Here is a 17,977-nt window from a genome sequence, read left to right as displayed (position 1 = left end):
TCGATTATATATTGACCGGATTATAAGATTGCGCTATCATTGGTATTGTCCTAGTAATCTGAATTAATCTATGATGTCCGTGATTATTGTAAAGAGGGGGGAAAAACATGAGTGATGAAAAACAGCAAGTATCCCGTAGACAGTTTTTAAACTATACACTTACTGGTGTAGGGGGTTTTATGGCAGCTGGGTTGCTTATATCTCCAGTAAGAATGGCAATTGATCCCGTCTTAAAAAGTACTGAAGGCGGAGACATGGCAAACGTTGGTTTAGCTGTCGATGATATCACAGAAGATCCGCAACGGATTGACTGGACTGTTGATCAAGTAGACGGTTGGTATGAATCAGAAGTCAATCGCTCAGCATGGGTTTATCGAAATGAAAATGATGAAATTGTTGCCTTTTCCCCAGTTTGTAAACATTTAGGTTGTGTTGTTTCCTGGGAAGGTAGTGAAAGTTATCCAAACGAATTCTTCTGTCCTTGCCACAACGGTCGTTATTACAAAGATGGGACAAACGTTCCTGGTACACCACCGTTACAACCTTTAGATGTTTATGAGCAGGAAGTAAGGGATGGAATGTTATTCCTAGGCGAAGTAAAAGCATACGGGGAGGCGTAATGAACAATGTTACAAAAGATTTATGATTGGATCGACGATCGCATTGATATTACGCCAATATGGCGCGATATTGCAGATCACGAAGTGCCAGAGCATGTTAATCCTGCACATCATTTTTCCGCATTTGTCTATTGTTTCGGTGGATTAACATTTTTCGTTGTAGTCATTCAAATTTTATCTGGTATGTTCCTTACAATGTATTATGTTCCAGATATTGAGAATGCATGGAAATCTGTTTATTACTTGCAAACAGAAGTTGCACATGGACAAATTGTTCGCGGAATGCACCATTGGGGTGCCAGTGTTGTTATCGTAATGCTATTACTACATACTTTACGTGTGTTTTTCCAAGGTGCGTACAAAAAGCCACGTGAACTTAACTGGATAGTCGGAGTGCTTATATTCTTTATAATGTTAGGTTTAGGGTTTACAGGTTACTTATTACCATGGGATAACAAAGCATACTTCGCAACTCAAGTTGGTCTAGAAATTGCAGAACAAGTACCGTTTATTGGAGAACAATTAAAAACATTGCTAGCTGGAGATGCAACAATTGTAGGAGCGCAAACATTAACAAGATTCTTTGCGATTCACGTGTTCTTCTTACCAGGTGCATTATTTGCACTATTGGCAGTTCACTTTATTCTCATCCGTAGACAAGGTATTTCCGGACCACTATAAAAAGGAGGGCAACCAATGCATAAGGGTAAAGGTATGAAATTCGTTGGAGATTCTCGTATTTCCGCGGAAAGAAAACCAAATGTACCGAAAGATTATTCGGAGTATCCTGGTAGAACTGAAGCGTTTTGGCCCAACTTTTTATTAAAAGAATGGTTGGCTGGAGCAGTATTTCTAGTTGGTTTCTTGTGTTTAACACTTGCACATCCATCTCCTTTAGAAGGAGTGGCTGATCCGACTGATGCTGCATATATACCTCTACCAGATTGGTACTTTTTATTCTTGTACGAGTTACTGAAATATGAATTTGCTAGTGGAGATTGGACGTTAATGGGTATTATTGTTTTACCTGGTATCGCGTTTGGTGCATTATTACTTGCTCCATTTCTTGATAAAGGACCAGGAAGACGCCCACACCAACGACCAATTGCAGTTGGTATGATGCTTTTAGCATTAGCTTCTGTTATTTGGTTAACGTATACTTCTGCTGCTGTAGTTGATTGGGAAGGTCGTGCTGAAGCAAACAAACCTGTTCCAGAATCTGAAGTTTCCATTGATACGGAACATCCTGGCTATGCCGCATATGAAAATAGCTGTTTGTCTTGTCATGGAGGAGAACTTGAAGGTGGTGCAGGACCAGCGTTAGTTGGTATTGACTATTCTAAAGAAGAGATTATGACAATCGCTACTGATGGTATTGGATCAATGCCTGCTGATCAGTTCCAGGGCTCTGAAGAAGAGTTGGATCAATTAGCTGAATTTATTATTTCAGTAAATGAAGAAGCAGAATAAATTATAGAAAAACACCTTTGCCTTCCATGGGTAAAGGTGTTTTTCACATAAAAGAGAGGCATTATTATCATGATTCGATACATACTACAAGACAAAAAATTTATAACTATATTGCTTATTATCAATTTATTCGGAACCATTTATGGTTATTATTGGTATGGCTGGCAACTAGAAATGACACCGCCTATTTTTATTCCATTCGTACCAGATAGCCCAACCGCAAGTTTATTTTTCACGGTATTTCTTCTTTTCTTCTTAGTGGGGAGAAATATTCCTTATATTGAGGCTTTAGCTATTACATCGTTATTTAAATACGGTATTTGGGCAGTGGTGATGAATCTTCTCACACTTTATGTTGATGGATATTTACATCCTTCAGGATATATGCTAATGGCATCTCATTTAGGTATGGCAATTCAAGGGCTGTTGTATGCACCTTTTTATAAAATAAAACTGAAACACCTTGCATTAGCAAGTATTGTAGTATTGCATAACGATATTATTGACTACGTATTTGGTCACATGCCAATGTATGGTAGCCTCTTATCGTATTCTAATGAAATAGGCTATTTTACGTTTTGGCTAAGCATTTTTACCATTGGGATCACCTATTGGTTAACTATTTATCAAAGACAGAAGAACTGACATATGAACCATCATCTCATCATACACTGGAATAACAAGAAAAATGGATGAGGTGATCTCTATGGGGGACAGAAAGCGACGACTTATCCGATTGATGACTACAGTGTTCATAGGGATTTTCTTTTTTGATGTTCACTCTGTTGCAGCAAGTAGTTTATCTTCAAATTCAATTATATCGAATGGGATATTACTTTCCCCGTTTACTTTAGGGGTTCTAATTGTTGGAGGATGTATTATTGGTACATTATCTTATGTAAGTTGGAGAAAATATAAAGCGGAAGTAAAAGCCTCAAAGAAAGCTCGTAAAAACGACAAATCAGTTGACTAACGAAAGGAACCTGACTAAAATTGACCTTAAGAGATAATATATGGAGGAATGAAACATGGGATTAGGAGCATATTTAATTTACATTGCTTTGTTAATGATCATACCAATGCTTGCCCAAGCGAAGGTTAAAAGCACTTATACAAAATATTCGAAGAAACCAACATCCTCTGGTATGACCGGAGCAGATGTTGCTCGTAAGATTTTAGATGATAATGGACTATATGATGTACAAATTGGCAGAGTAAAAGGTACGTTAACGGACCATTATGATCCACGTAAGAAAATCGTTAATTTATCTGAAGGAATTTACAGTGGTCGTTCAATGGCATCTTCGGCTGTAGCAGCACATGAGGTTGGACACGCTATTCAGGATCAACAAGAATATGCATTTTTAAAGTTTAGAAGTGCATTAGTACCTGTAGCGAACTTCGGGTCAAATATTTCCATGTTTTTAATTATCGCAGGTATCATATTTAGTGCGACTAATTTATTACTATTTGGAATTATTTTCTTTGCAGCAGCAGTATTATTCCAACTAGTAACTTTACCTGTAGAGTTTGACGCATCTAATCGAGCAATGACCCAAATGATTTCAGCTGGCGTTATCCGTAACGATGAAGAACGTGAAACGAAGAAGGTATTAAATGCTGCAGCAATGACTTATGTAGCAGCTGCACTTGTAGCTGTAGCAGAATTAGTCAGATTTATTCTTATCTATGCGGCAAATCGTGAATAGTAATGTTTTAAACACCCATCGGCATATCCGATGGGTGTTTTGTTGTTAATTTAGATTTCAATTGGTTTTTTGTTTTCGTCTAACGTAAACCCTTCACCCATCACATCATGAACAGTAGTCAGTGATACGAACGCATGTGGATCAGCTTGTTCAATAATTGATTTTAAGCGAACGATTTCATTTCGGGCTACAACACAGTAAAGTACATTTCTTTTTTCTTTAGAAAAACTTCCTTGACCGTTTAAAATCGTAACTCCTCGATCCATTTTCTCCATGATTTCTTTAGCTATCACTTGATTATGATTCGATATAATCATCGCACCTCGTGCAGAATAAGCACCTTCCTGAATAAAGTCAATTACTCTTGCTCCGATATAGACGGCTACAAGCGTGTACATTCCTTGAGCTAGATCAAGAATAACAAAAATCGATGTAACAATGACAACGAAGTCAAAGACAAACATTGCTTTACCGATACTCCAGCCTATATATTTATTTACAATTCGAGCAATAATATCTACTCCACCTGTAGTACCACCATACCGAAAAATAACTCCAAGCCCAATACCAATAAATACTCCAGCGAATAAAGCTACTAACGTCATGTCATTTTCCAAATAAATTGGAAAGGGATTTAATTGAAATAGCCAAAGAAAGAAAGAAACAGCAAATGTACCAATGACAGTATACATAAATGTATTTCTCCCTAATAATTTCCACCCAATAAAAAACACTGGGATATTGAGTACTAAATTACTAATAGCTGGATCTATCTCCCACAAGAAATATAAAAGCAACGTAATACCTGTAAAACCACCTTCACCAAGATTGTGTTGCATATTAAAATGTACAACTCCAAATGAGAATATTGCTGCACCGAGTAATATAAAACCTATATTTTTAAATTTCAATCCGAACATAACCTATCCTCCTTAAGCTGATTTTTCGAAAAATACAAAACCATTCTTAATTATAGACAAATTCTAGACAACAAACAATCAAATCTTAAAACCCTATTATTTGTCAAAACGGTGTCTTTTAGCTACCATTAAAGGGTAGTATGGAAGATGGAGGCGAGTTTTTAATGACAAAACGCGTACATAAAGTTGAAGACATTCAATCACTTACCGACGAGTATATATCTCAATTTAAAGAAGGCTATTTTTCACCATTAGCATTAATGGCTAGGCTAAGTGAAGAAACTGGAGAACTTGCGAGAGAAATTAATCATTATTACGGTGAAAAACCCAAAAAACATACGGAAAATGTAAAAACCGTAGAAGAAGAAGTCGGTGATATTCTATTTGTACTCGCTTGCTTCGCAAATTCACTTGATTTTCAATTATCGGATGCATTTCAACAATCCATAGAAAAATTTGAAACTCGAGATAAAAATCGTTGGACGAGAAAAGAAGAAGGAGAATAAAACATGGCAATTAATATAATCTTAGCTGGACCTAGAGGAAGAATGGGATATGAAGCTGTACAAATGATTACAAATGAGGAATCTTTTCGGCTAGTCGCTTGTTTAGATCATAAACATGATGGATTAACTGTAGGTGAGCTAGAACAATTCCGAGATGATCTTCAAGTTCCTATTTACACAGATTTTGATACGTGCTTAAAGCAGCATCAAGCAGATGTTTTTGTTGATTTAACAATCCCTGAAGTAGGTTATAAACATACCAAAACAGCACTACAATATAAAGTACGACCAGTAGTAGGTACAACAGGCTTTACGGATGAACAATTATCTGAGCTTAAAGAACTTGCTAAAGAACAGAAACGAGGGTGTATCATTGCTCCGAATTTTGCAATAGGAGCTATATTAATGATGAAATTTTCTAAAATGGCAGCGAAATACTTCCCAGATGTAGAAATAATAGAAAAACATCATGATCAAAAATTAGATGCACCATCAGGTACTGCTAAAAAAACAGCAGAATTAATTCAAGACGTACGAGAAAGTAAAAAACAAGGTCATCCAAATGAAGAAGAGACATTACCAGGTGCTCGAGGTGCGGATATGAACGGCATGCGTATTCATAGTATGCGTCTACCGGGATTAGTAGCACATCAAGAAGTTATTTTTGGTGGTGCTGGTCAAACATTAACAATCAGTCATGACTCCATGAATCGTGCTTCGTTTATGGATGGTATAAAGGAATGTGTCAATCAAGTTATGGATTTAGAAGAACTTGTATATGGTTTGGAGAACTTATTGTAAGCTTATAACGAGGGGGATAAGGCATGAATATAGCTTTAATTGCACATGATGAAAAGAAAGAAGACATGATTCAATTTACTACTGCATACACGCATGTGTTATCAAAACATAGCTTATATGCTACTGGTACAACTGGCTTAAAAATATCAAATGCTACAGGTTTAAAGATCCACCGTTTTCAATCTGGACCACTTGGTGGAGACCAGCAAATTGGAGCTATGATTGCTAACGGAAAGATGGATATGATTATCTTTTTCCGCGATCCACTTACTGCACAACCGCATGAACCTGATGTAAGTGCATTAATGCGTTTATGTGATGTACATCAGATACCATTAGTAACGAATATTGCAGGTGCAGAGATCTTTATTCATGGTCTCAGCAGAGGCGATTTGAAATGGAGAGAGATCATCAAAGAGAGACAAGAGAAAGAAGGGACACTGTGAAGAAGATAGGCATCACTTGTTATCCAACTGTCGGTGGGTCAGGTGTAATTGCTACAGAACTAGGAAAGCTATTAGCTGAAAAAGGGCATGAGATACATTTTATTACTTCAAGTGTTCCTTTTCGATTAGATAAAGTATACCCAAAAGTATATTATCATCAAGTAGAAATGAGCCACTATCCAGTTTTTCAATACCCACCATATGATCTTACACTTGCTGCTAAAATGGCAGAAGTTATCGACCGTGAAAAACTTGATATTTTGCATGTACATTATGCGATGCCTCATGCTATTTGTGCCATCTTAGCTAAAGATATAGCGAAACACCCTGTCAAAATAGTAACGACTCTCCATGGTACGGATATAACTGTATTAGCAATCGATAACGCATTTACATCAATTATTCGTCATGGAATTGAACATTCAGACGCTGTTACTGCAGTATCTCATAGCTTAGTTCAACAAACGAATGAGATGTTAGATATAGATAAATCCATAGAAGTTATTCATAATTTTATAAATGAGCAGCAGTATCATCCAAAAAACATGCAAAATTTAAAGTATCAATTTGGAATAGAAGAGGATACAAAAGTACTCATTCATATTTCTAATTTTCGTAAAGTAAAACGAGTACAAGATGTAATTTATACGTACGAAAAAGTTCAAAAAAACATTAACAGCCAATTACTACTTATCGGAGATGGACCTGAATATGGAGATATGGTCCGTTTAGTAAATGAACTTGGTCTTCAAGATAAAGTACAATTTTTAGGGAAACAGAATAATATCAGTGATATATTGTCCATGGCAGACCTTATGTTGTTAATGTCTGAAAAAGAAAGCTTTGGTTTAGTGTTATTAGAAGCAATGGCATGCGGAGTTCCAAGTATTGGAACAAACATTGGTGGAATACCAGAAGTACTTACTCATGAAGAAACTGGATTCATAGTTGATTTAGGAGATAGTAAAAGTGCTGCAAAATATGCAACAGACCTATTAATGGATAATAATAAGTGGAATGTATTCTCAGAAAATGCATTACAACATGTAAAAAAATACTTTGCATCAGAGACGATTGTAAATCAATATGAAGCCTTATATGATACACTTTTACAAGAAAACAAATAAGGCAGAGGTGGAAATATGATATCAGAACCTTTCCTAAAAGCTTCACCAATATTATCAACATTAGTTTCAAATGGCCATGAAGGATATTTTGTAGGTGGATGCGTTCGCGATCTACTTTTACAAAAAGAAATTCATGATATTGATATTGCTACTTCTGCTACTCCTAATGAAGTTATGCAACTTTTTAATAAGGTCATACCAGTCGGTATCGAACATGGTACAGTCATTGTTCGACATGAAGGAGAATCGTATGAAGTCACAACTTATAGACAAGATGGGGAATATACCGATCATCGTCGACCAAATGACGTGCGTTTTGTTACGAATTTAGCGGAGGATTTACGTCGACGTGATTTTACCATAAATGCATTGGCAATGGATAGAAAAGGGCGTATAACGGATTTATTTCATGGTCAAGAAGATTTAGAAAAGAAGTTAATTCGTACTGTCGGAAATCCAGAAGAGCGATTTCAAGAAGATGCATTACGAATTCTTCGTGCGGTTCGTTTTTCAAGTCAGTTGGGTTGTACGATACAAAAGGATACTTTAGAAGCGATGTATGCAATACGGTCACAAATTCAACATCTTGCAATAGAAAGGATAACCGTAGAGCTTACAAAGTTATTTCAAGGACAACATGTTGCTAAGGCAATTCAATATATTATAGATTTACGTCTGGATGAGCAGCTTCCGATATTTCAAGCAGGGTATAGTAATATTTTTAAAGATATGAAAGATAAAATCATTCCGCTTCAATCATTTGCAGAAGTGATTGCAATATTCCATCTATTAGAACCAACGATAAAAATTCATGATTGGACAAGGAATTATAAGTGCTCCAACAATATTAAGAATGATGCCTTGAAACTAATTAACGCTTATCATTTTTATCAGTCTAATGGATTAAACAATTGGCTTCTCTATATTCTTCCAAAGAAACTATGGGCTGGATGGATGCGTACGGTCTTCGTTATAGATAACACTACTATTCAACACGAATTATTACAAGAAATAAGCGCATCACTTCCTATCCAGCAGCGATCACAATTGGATTTAGATGGAAATGATCTAATGGATTGGTTTCCACATCGCGCAAAAGGGAAGTGGATAAAAAATATATTAGAAGAGGTCGAATATTTAGTAGTAACGATGCAATTAGTTAATGAGAAAAAATTAATAAAGGAATGGGTATTATGCAATCGACAAGAGCCAAATTAATAGAGATACTATCTAATAATCATGAAGTTTATGCATCTGGGCAACGCCTTTCTGAACTACTAAATATATCACGCAACGCTGTTTGGAAACATATGAAAGAATTGGAAAAAGATGGATATATGATTGAAGCTAAGCCGAGAAAAGGTTATCGCATTATCCAATCCCCCAATAAAATCAGTACAAATACGATACGATGGGGCTTAGAAACAGATTGGTTAGGTAAAGAAATCATCCATAAAACATCTGTAGGTTCTACACAACTTGTCGGTCACGAAGCAGCACAGAATGGAGCATCACACGGAACGATTATAATAGCTGATCAACAAACAGCTGGAAGAGGTAGGGTTCAAAAAAATTGGGACTCTAATGGAGACGGACTATGGATGACAATAGTTCTGCGCCCAAACATCCCTCCAAATCGTGCGTCAGAATTGACGTTACTCACTGCAGTGGCTATTACAAATGCAATTCAGCAAATGACAAATATCGATCCATTAATTAAATGGCCGAACGATATTTTAATTAATCAGAAAAAATTATGTGGAATATTAACAGAAATGCAAGCTGAACAAGATCAGGTTCAATATATTCTTATTGGGATTGGATTAAATGTGAATCAGTCAAGGCAACATTGGGATAAACAATTACAAAATATAGCCACGTCTTTATTCCAAGAGACGGGACACACCTTTGAAAAACATACACTTTTACAGCAGATTTTATTAAAATTTGAACGTACGTATAACAATTATGTAAAACATGGATTTCATTATATTAAACAGCAGTGGGAAAAACATGCTTTTAAGATTGGCTCAGAAATCGAAATCACTACATTTCATGAACAATGGGTAGGTAAGTTTCTAGGAATTTCAGATGAAGGTGCTCTATTAGTAGAGTCTTCAGAAGGGAGCCCAATAAAGTTATATTCTGCTGACATCAAATGGTTTTCACGATCAAACTAATCAGATTCATGAATTCTTAACTATGAGGTCATGAAGTCTCTGTTGTTTAAAAATAGTAACACAACTTGTTATTGACGGTGATAGAAATCCTGCTATCATTGAAAAAGAGGAAAATGTGCTTGAACATAATACAATTCTCATGATAACTCGATTTTATATTTTACCAGGATTATTGAAAGTAATTCTAGTTAAATATTATTATTTGGAAAATGGTTGAAAATAGGTAAAGATTTTGAAGGTTTAGAACAGGAGATGGAATCATGTATCGTACGATGATGAAAAGTAAGATTCATCGAGCAGTTGTAACAGAAGCAAACCTAAATTATGTAGGTAGTATCACAATTGATGAAGCTATCCTACAACAAGTTGATATTCTACCTAATGAAAAGGTACAAATCGTAAATAATAATAATGGTGCCCGATTAGAGACTTATGTTATAGCTGGAGAAAAAAATAGTGGAACGATCTGTCTAAATGGAGCAGCTGCAAGACTTGTCCAACCGGGAGACACTGTAATTATCATTGCATATGCACTTTTATCACAAGAAGAACTTAAAACTTTTCATCCGAAAGTTGCAATTATGGACGAGACAAACCGTGTGAAGCAAATGATAGAACAAGAACCTCCAATGACGGTACTGTAATGTCATAGAGACACTTATCCGTTTTCCTATTTTTAATTCTGTGGAAGAAAGGGAGGTGAAATGTATATGAATCGTTTTGTAGTAATCGATCTAGAAACAACTGGACACGCCCCATCAAAAAATGACAAGATCATTGAAATAGGTATGGTAATTATTGAAGACAATGAAATTATTGATACTGAAACAACTTTCTTTAATCCAGATCAGCCAATTCCACCATTTATTACTAATTTGACAGGTATTTCTGATGAAGATGTTGTCGATGCTCCTGTATTTAAGGAAAAAGCTTCGACAATAAAATCGCTACTGGAAGATAGTTACATCATTGCACATAACGTAAATTTCGATTTAGGTTTCCTAAATGCTGAACTTAAAGAAAATGGAATGGATCGTCTGCATAATCAAGTATTAGATACAGTTGAATTATCAAGAATTTTATTCCCGACAGCCCCTGGATATAAATTGAGTCAATTATCGGATCATTTTAACTTACAGCATGATGATCCACACAGAGCGTTGTCTGATGCATATGTAACGGCGAAATTATTTCAAAAGCTTATTGATAAAATAAATCAATTACCATATGAAACAATTGAACAGTGGCTAAAATTAGAAGGTGCTTTCATTTCTGATATCAAAGAAATTTTACTGAACAGGTTGGACGAATTAGCTTTTTCTACTGATAATCATCCATCTATTCAAACTTTTCAAGGTTTAGCGTTTCATATGAAAGATGTTGATGTAAAACAAGTACATAATGTCCAAACTTCCTTTGGTACATACTTAGATACAATTTATGAAGATGGTGGTAAACTATCCCAGCATCTCCCAATGTATGAAAAACGGTCTGGTCAACAAGAAATGTCAGAAACCATTTATGATGCATTTACCTCCAAAAGACATGCACTAATTGAGGCAGGAACAGGTACTGGAAAATCATTAGCATATCTTTTACCAGCTGTATACTATGCTGTAAAACAAAAACAAAAGGTAATTATTAGTACTCATACTACCCAGCTGCAATCCCAGCTGTTAGACGAGGAGATTCCGCTCATACATGCAATAAGCGATATTCCATTTCAGGCAACACTATTAAAAGGGAAAAACCATTATATTAGTTTGGAAAAATTCTCTATTGAGCTTTATGAGCAAGGTCAAGACAATTATGATGTAGCACTTACAAAAGCAATGTTATTAATATGGATTACGGAGACGGGAACCGGTGATATAGATGAAGTACAATTACCGACTAGTGGATATATATTCTTCAGAAAAATATCCGCGGATACAGAAAAGTCGATTAACCCTCAGTCTCCTTGGTTCCAATATTCTTATTACCAACAAGCAAGAAGAAAAGCTCAACGAGCAAATATAATAATTACAAACCATGCTTTATTATGTACCGATATGTTTAATGATTATGCTTTTCTTCCTTCTTATGAACGAGTAATCATTGACGAAGCACATCATTTTGAAGAACAAGCAGCACATCATTATGGTTTAAAAATGGACTACATGAGTATGCAATTTACATGTAATCAAATGGGCTCCTCCGAGGAAGATAAGCTTTTTGGTAATTATGTACAAGCTTATCAATTATCTAATGGTGATATTCCATTACATGAATGGAATGAAACGTTAAAAAATGCAAAACAAGAGATTGAAGATCTTTTCCAAGCTATATATCATTATGTTTCTCAACAACATTTGAGTAACCAAGCTTTAAGTGATGTAGGTAGGATACAGTATCGGATGGATATGGAGAAGGAAACTGGTGAATCGTGGCAAGTAATATTAGATATGTCATCTCGATTAAGTTTATACTTTCGAGATCTAATTCATATTCTTTTTATGGTTGAAGAAAGAATTAGCCAAGAAGATCAATCTGAAAAAAATCACCGAGAAGAATTATTACAAATGGTCGAATGGTTACAGAGGTATATAGATGGATTAGAGCTAATGTTTTTTTCAGATGGAGAAGTGGAACAAATTAAATGGATTGAAATAGATAAAAAAGGTCAAAATCACTCTGTATTTTTGTATAGCGAACCAGCTAATGTTGCCGAACTTTTAGAAAACGAATTTTTCCATGAAAAAGAAAGTGTTGTGATGACTAGCGCCACACTAACGATGAATCAATCATTCTCGTTTATGCAGAAACGATTAGGTCTATCATTACATTCATGCATGACAGAACAAATTAAATCACCATTTGCTTATGATCAACAAGTTCAAATGTTTGTGCCAAATGATTTCCCGAACATCAAGTACGGAAATATAGATGATTTTGTCTATGCGACAGCAGAAGCAATTATTTCTTTAGCTGAGATAACATCTGGTCGAATGCTTGTATTGTTTACTTCATATGAGATGTTAAGAAAAGCGTATTATGTTTTAAAAGAAACGATGGAGACGGACAAATATATGTTGATTGGGCAAGGAATTACTAGTGGTAGTAGAGCACGCTTAAAGAAAAACTTCCAATCCTTTGACCAAGCGATTCTTTTAGGCACAAGTTCTTTTTGGGAAGGTGTAGATATACCAGGGGATGATTTATCATCTTTAGTAATTGTTAGATTGCCTTTTCAACCACCAAACCATCCCGTAGTTGAAGCAAAATCAGCTATTTTGAAGAAGCAGCAACAAAATCCGTTTATGGAACTCTCTCTGCCAAATGCAGTTATTAAATTTAAACAGGGATTTGGCAGATTAATACGTTCCTCATCCGATAGGGGGATTGTCTTTGTTTGCGATGCTCGAATTGTTAATGCAAGATACGGAAAATATTTTACAGAGTCAATACCCAAAGTACCAATGCATTATGATTCTACACAAAAACTAATCGATAAAGCGGAGCAATGGTTTAAAAAAAATGATGCCTTATAACAAGGCATCAGCACAATAATTAAAGAACAATCGAATTGGTCGGTAAAATTTTTACATCAAATCAGCAATCACCTTTTTGACGTGTTATTATTATTTACAGATGATTTTTTGCTATGTATAGTAAAAAAAAGAAATATACTCTTAGTATATTTTAAAAATACTTCAATTAGAATGGGATCGGATGGAAATTTATGACGAATACAAAACGTAAATGGTTTATATATTCGCTTGTTGGTATAGGTATTATTCTAATTTCATTACTTGCCTATTGTATATATTTATATCAAGTCATTAATGATAGTAGAACATCAGAAATGGATACAACAAAAACACAGCTATTAGAACAAACTTCTTATGTGGATATCCATTCCATTGAATCTTTTCATGGAACGAACAGTTATCATGTTTTAGAAGCAATGAATGAAGCAGGTGAAGATAAACTGGTCTTTTATCCATTAGAAGGTGAGCAACGACAATTAACCGTTTTTGATATGGAAGATATGCTATCTAAAAATACATTAATTGAGACCTGGCAGTCTTCATGTGGTTCTTGTAAGTTAGTAAATGTAACTCCTGCATTAGTGGAGGGAGAAGCTTACTGGGAAATTACATATCATGATAATGAAAATAATTATGTGATGAATTATCATTCCATTACAGATGGATCTTTACAGGAACAATTTAAATATCCGAAGATGTTTTATTAGTGAGAGGAGAAAAAAATATGGAATTAGCACAAAGAGTTCAAACATTAACACCATCATCTACATTAGCGATAACTGCTAAAGCAAAAGATTTAAAAAAACAAGGATTTGATGTAATTGGCTTAGGAGCAGGTGAGCCAGATTTTAATACACCAGCATATATTATAGATGGTGCTCAGCAAGCAATGAACAATGGTCTAACAAAGTATACTCCTGCTGGGGGTATTGCAGAGTTAAAACTAGCAATCATTGACAAGTTTCAACAAGATAACGGCCTTACTTATAATGATAAGCAAATTATCGTAACCAATGGGGCAAAACATGCTTTATATACACTTTTTCAAGTGATTTTAAATAAGGAAGACGAAGTGATTATACCATCACCATATTGGGTTAGTTATCCTGAACAAGTAAAACTCGCTGAGGGAAACCCAGTAATTTTACCTGCTGATGAGAACAATGATTTTAAAATAACACCAAAGCAATTAGAAGAGGCTATTACTTCAAAAACCAAAGCAGTAATTATTAATTCACCATCTAACCCAACGGGATTAATGTATTCAAAAGGAGAATTAGAAGCGCTCGGTGAAGTATGCCTTAAACATAATATCATTATTGTTTCAGACGAAATTTATGAGAAGTTGATTTATACATCAAAAGAACATGTATCTATAGCTTCTATATCTGATGAATTATATAATCAAACCATTATTATAAATGGTGTTTCTAAATCACATGCAATGACTGGTTGGAGAATTGGATATGCTGCAGGTAATGAAACAATTATCAAAGCAATGACCAATCTTGCTTCCCATTCAACATCAAATCCTACATCGATTGCACAATATGGAGCATTAGCGGCTTATACGAAAGATCCAGGTAATATATCGTTAGAATATAAGAAAATATTCGCTGAACGATTAGATGCTTTTTATAAATTAATCCAAGATATTCCTGGAATGGAATGCATCAAACCAGAAGGCGCATTCTATCTGTTTCCTAATGCAAAAAAAGCAGCTGAAATGAATGGTTTTGCAACTGTAGATGAATGGGTAGCTGCACTCTTAGAAGAAGAAAAAGTTGCATTAGTACCGGGTTCTGGATTTGGATCACCAGATAATGTACGTTTATCCTATGCATTATCTATTGAAGAACTTACAGAAGCAGCTAATCGAATTCATCGATTCGTTCTAAATCATAAATAACGGAGGACTTACCATGAAAATTACAATAGCACAGGCACCACAATATGTAGAAAAAGAGGTAACCATTGGTGCATGGTTATCTAACAAACGATCTAGCGGAAAAATTGCTTTTTTACAATTACGTGATGGAACAGGATTTATGCAAGGAGTGGTAGTAAAAAGTGATGTACCTGAAGATGTATTTTCAACATCAAAAAACATTACACAAGAATCATCTCTTTACGTGACTGGTAAGATTGTTGAAGATACACGATCTGACTTTGGATATGAAATGCAAGTTTCTAATGTTGAATTGATTCATGAAGCTAATGACTATCCAATCACGCCTAAAGAACATGGAACGGAATTTTTAATGGATCATCGCCACCTATGGCTACGTTCCAAAAAACAACATGCTGTAATGAAAATTAGAAATGAAATTATTCGTTCTACGTATGAGTATTTTAATGAAGAAGGATTTGTAAAAGTAGATCCACCGATTCTTACTGGATCTTCTGCAGAGGGAACTACAGAGTTATTTCATACAAAGTACTTTGATGAAGAAGCATACCTTTCACAAAGTGGGCAACTGTACATGGAAGCAGCTGCAATGGCGTTAGGAAAAGTATTTTCATTCGGACCAACTTTCCGAGCAGAAAAATCAAAAACTAGAAGACATCTTATCGAATTTTGGATGATTGAACCTGAGATGGCATTTGTTGAACATGAAGATAGCTTAAAAATACAAGAAAACTATGTTAGCCATATTGTTCAATCTGTATTAACAAATTGCAAATTGGAGCTATCTGTTCTTGAAAGAGATCTATCTAAATTAGAGAAGATAAAAGCTCCATTTCCTAGAATTTCATATGATGAAGCAATTGATATGTTAAAAGAAAAAGGCTTTGATGATATTGAATGGGGAGAGGACTTTGGCGCACCGCATGAAACTGCAATTGCGGAAAGCTATGATATGCCAGTATTTATAACTAATTACCCGAAAGATATCAAAGCTTTTTATATGAAACCAGATCCTAATCGATCAGATGTTGTTTTATGTGCTGATCTAATTGCCCCAGAAGGTTACGGTGAAATTATAGGTGGATCTCAACGAATTGATGATTTAGAACTAATGGAACAGCGTTACGAAGAACATGGATTAACTGGACCCGCTTATCAGTGGTACTTAGAACTACGTAAGTATGGAAGTGTACCACACTCTGGATTTGGATTAGGATTAGAGCGTACAGTAGCATGGTTATCTGGAGTGGAACATGTTCGTGAAACAATCCCATTCCCACGTCTACTAAATCGTCTATATCCTTAATATAAAGGAACCGATCCCTTGCATTTTTCGCTAGGGATTTTTCTTTCTAAACTATGTGTACATGCTATACTATTATTGAGGTGCTTACTAATGAAAAAGAGAAATTTACAATTACATGAGATTGTAAAAAATCAACTTAGTATTCCTGCGAAACTTCTTACCGACTATCATCTATTAGGTCTTCACGAAGCAGAAGTAATGTTGATTTTACAATTACTACGATTTTCAGAAAAAAATAATGATTTTCCAACCCCGTCAGAATTGGCACATTTCGTTAGTTTTGATGAAAAACAATGTGCTCAAATTTTACGTAAATTACTTCAACAAGGTTTATTAACGATAGAGAAAAATGAACAAGTCGAACCTTATAGCGAATCTTATTCTCTAGAACCCTTATGGGAAAAGTTATACACAACAAAGCAAGAAAATAGTGAATCAGAAGATCCGATTGGTACCATTTTTATTCTTTTTGAACAAGAATTTGGTAGACCGTTATCTCCATTTGAAATTGAGACTATTAACACTTGGATAGATGATGATGATATAGAACCATCATTAATTAAAGCTGGATTAAGAGAATCCGTATTAATGGGGAAACTTAATTTTAAATATATAGACCGGATCTTAAGAGAGTGGAAGAGAAAAGGGATTCATTCTGTACAGGATGCACGAAAAGCAAGTCAACCATTTCACCAAAATCAACAATCGTCAACACCCAATCAAAAAAGAGATACATCGTTTTATTATAATTGGCTAGAGGGGGAATAAGCTGTGCTAAATCAAAAACAAATACGACAATGTCTAGATGTTATGGCGGAGATGTTCCCTGATGCTAAAGGTGAACTGGAACATTCTAACCCATTTGAACTGGTAATTGCTGTTCTTTTGTCTGCTCAATGTACGGATAAACTAGTTAATAAAGTAACTGCGGATCTTTTCCAAAAATATAAAACACCGGAAGATTATTTATCTGTAGAATTAAGTGAGTTAGAGAATGATATTCGTTCCATTGGACTATATCGTTCTAAAGCAAAAAATATTCAAAAGCTTTGTCAAATGTTATTAGATGAATATAATGGAGAAGTTCCTTCATCAAAAGAGGATCTTGTTAAATTAGCAGGCGTTGGTAGAAAGACAGCAAATGTCGTTGCATCGATTGCATTTAATGAGCCATCTATAGCAGTAGATACACATGTAGAGCGTGTATCCAAACGCCTTGGTATATGTAAATGGAAAGATAGCGTTCTTGAAGTAGAAAATACTTTAATGAGAAAAGTTCCACGAGATGAATGGAGCGTGACACATCATCGAATGATATTTTTTGGCAGATATCATTGCAAAGCAAGGAATCCGCAATGCCCAGAATGCCCGCTTCTTGAATTATGTAGAGAAGGAAAGAAAAGAATGAAGAAACTAGCATGAGAATGATTAATAATATAAAAAGACGCAGCGA

The 17,977-nt window shown here is 35.1% G+C and carries 20 protein-coding genes; 19 read left to right on the top strand and 1 reads right to left on the bottom strand.

Annotation, left to right across the window (positions count from 1 at the left end; genetic code table 11):
- Nucleotides 1–107 precede the first annotated feature (107 nt).
- The 6 genes from C794_RS09455 to C794_RS09430 all read left to right on the top strand — a co-directional run bounded on the left by C794_RS09455 (nt 108) and on the right by C794_RS09430 (nt 3,799).
- Nucleotides 108–620: a QcrA and Rieske domain-containing protein gene (locus C794_RS09455; protein ID WP_017796894.1), complete on the top strand. Its 513-nt coding sequence runs from the start codon at nt 108–110 to the stop codon at nt 618–620.
- A gap of 6 nt (nt 621–626) precedes the next feature.
- A complete protein-coding gene (qcrB, locus tag C794_RS09450; protein ID WP_017796893.1) occupies nt 627–1,301 on the top strand; it encodes a menaquinol-cytochrome c reductase cytochrome b subunit in 675 nt (224 codons plus the stop codon).
- Between the two features lie 15 nt (nt 1,302–1,316).
- A complete protein-coding gene (locus tag C794_RS09445) occupies nt 1,317–2,090 on the top strand; it encodes a menaquinol-cytochrome c reductase cytochrome b/c subunit (RefSeq protein ID WP_017796892.1) in 774 nt (257 codons plus the stop codon).
- Between the two features lie 69 nt (nt 2,091–2,159).
- A complete protein-coding gene (gene lhaT / locus C794_RS09440; protein WP_017796891.1) occupies nt 2,160–2,735 on the top strand; it encodes a lipoprotein heptaprenylglyceryl N-acetyltransferase LhaT in 576 nt (191 codons plus the stop codon).
- A 61-nt stretch (nt 2,736–2,796) separates the two neighbouring features.
- A complete protein-coding gene (locus C794_RS09435) occupies nt 2,797–3,063 on the top strand; it encodes a sporulation protein YpjB (protein ID WP_017796890.1) in 267 nt (88 codons plus the stop codon).
- A 55-nt stretch (nt 3,064–3,118) separates the two neighbouring features.
- Nucleotides 3,119–3,799, top strand: coding sequence for a zinc metallopeptidase (locus C794_RS09430; RefSeq protein WP_017796889.1), 681 nt, complete (start codon nt 3,119–3,121; stop codon nt 3,797–3,799).
- A gap of 50 nt (nt 3,800–3,849) precedes the next feature.
- Here the strand turns inward: C794_RS09430 and C794_RS09425 are convergent, their stop codons facing one another.
- A complete protein-coding gene (locus C794_RS09425) occupies nt 3,850–4,719 on the bottom strand; it encodes a YitT family protein (RefSeq protein ID WP_017796888.1) in 870 nt (289 codons plus the stop codon).
- A gap of 164 nt (nt 4,720–4,883) precedes the next feature.
- On the opposite strand from C794_RS09425, the gene C794_RS09420 reads away from it, so the two are divergent.
- The 13 genes from C794_RS09420 (at nt 4,884) to nth (ending at nt 17,946) form a co-directional block, all read left to right on the top strand.
- Complete coding sequence (locus C794_RS09420; protein ID WP_017796887.1) at nt 4,884–5,225, top strand: nucleotide pyrophosphohydrolase; 342 nt, start codon at nt 4,884–4,886, stop codon at nt 5,223–5,225.
- Nucleotides 5,226–5,228: 3 nt separating this feature from the next.
- A complete protein-coding gene (dapB, locus tag C794_RS09415) occupies nt 5,229–6,026 on the top strand; it encodes a 4-hydroxy-tetrahydrodipicolinate reductase (RefSeq protein WP_017796886.1) in 798 nt (265 codons plus the stop codon).
- Between the two features lie 23 nt (nt 6,027–6,049).
- Nucleotides 6,050–6,472, top strand: a complete 423-nt coding sequence (gene mgsA / locus C794_RS09410) for a methylglyoxal synthase (RefSeq protein WP_017796885.1) — start codon at nt 6,050–6,052, stop codon at nt 6,470–6,472.
- On the top strand, nt 6,469–7,599 hold the full coding sequence (bshA, locus tag C794_RS09405) for an N-acetyl-alpha-D-glucosaminyl L-malate synthase BshA (protein ID WP_017796884.1): 1,131 nt from the start codon (nt 6,469–6,471) through the stop codon (nt 7,597–7,599). Before mgsA ends, bshA begins: the two co-directional genes overlap by 4 nt.
- Nucleotides 7,600–7,614: 15 nt before the next feature.
- On the top strand, nt 7,615–8,817 hold the full coding sequence (locus C794_RS09400) for a CCA tRNA nucleotidyltransferase (protein ID WP_017796883.1): 1,203 nt from the start codon (nt 7,615–7,617) through the stop codon (nt 8,815–8,817).
- The gene (locus C794_RS09395) at nt 8,793–9,779 is read left to right on the top strand and encodes a biotin--[acetyl-CoA-carboxylase] ligase (RefSeq protein ID WP_017796882.1); all 987 of its coding nucleotides are present in this window, start codon (nt 8,793–8,795) and stop codon (nt 9,777–9,779) included. Before C794_RS09400 ends, C794_RS09395 begins: the two co-directional genes overlap by 25 nt.
- 260 nt (nt 9,780–10,039) lie before the next feature.
- Nucleotides 10,040–10,423 carry an aspartate 1-decarboxylase gene (gene panD / locus C794_RS09390; RefSeq protein WP_017796881.1) on the top strand — a complete coding sequence of 128 codons (384 nt, stop codon included), beginning with the start codon at nt 10,040–10,042 and terminating at the stop codon, nt 10,421–10,423.
- Between the two features lie 66 nt (nt 10,424–10,489).
- Entirely contained in the window at nt 10,490–13,309 is a 2,820-nt protein-coding gene (gene dinG, locus C794_RS09385) for an ATP-dependent DNA helicase DinG (protein WP_017796880.1), read from the top strand.
- Between the two features lie 191 nt (nt 13,310–13,500).
- Nucleotides 13,501–14,016: a hypothetical protein gene (locus C794_RS09380; protein WP_017796879.1), complete on the top strand. Its 516-nt coding sequence runs from the start codon at nt 13,501–13,503 to the stop codon at nt 14,014–14,016.
- 17 nt (nt 14,017–14,033) lie between these two features.
- A complete protein-coding gene (locus tag C794_RS09375; RefSeq protein ID WP_017796878.1) occupies nt 14,034–15,218 on the top strand; it encodes a pyridoxal phosphate-dependent aminotransferase in 1,185 nt (394 codons plus the stop codon).
- A 13-nt stretch (nt 15,219–15,231) separates the two neighbouring features.
- A complete protein-coding gene (gene asnS / locus C794_RS09370; protein WP_017796877.1) occupies nt 15,232–16,524 on the top strand; it encodes an asparagine--tRNA ligase in 1,293 nt (430 codons plus the stop codon).
- Nucleotides 16,525–16,614: 90 nt separating this feature from the next.
- The gene (locus C794_RS09365; RefSeq protein WP_017796876.1) at nt 16,615–17,292 is read left to right on the top strand and encodes a DnaD domain-containing protein; all 678 of its coding nucleotides are present in this window, start codon (nt 16,615–16,617) and stop codon (nt 17,290–17,292) included.
- A 3-nt stretch (nt 17,293–17,295) separates the two neighbouring features.
- Nucleotides 17,296–17,946, top strand: coding sequence for an endonuclease III (nth, locus tag C794_RS09360; RefSeq protein ID WP_017796875.1), 651 nt, complete (start codon nt 17,296–17,298; stop codon nt 17,944–17,946).
- Nucleotides 17,947–17,977: the final 31 nt, after the last annotated feature.

This window comes from Oceanobacillus kimchii X50, assembly GCF_000340475.1.
Taxonomy (GTDB): Bacteria; Bacillota; Bacilli; order Bacillales; family Amphibacillaceae; genus Oceanobacillus; species Oceanobacillus kimchii.
The sequence above is the reverse complement of the archived record's forward strand: the minus strand, read 5'-3'. Positions and strand labels throughout refer to the sequence as shown.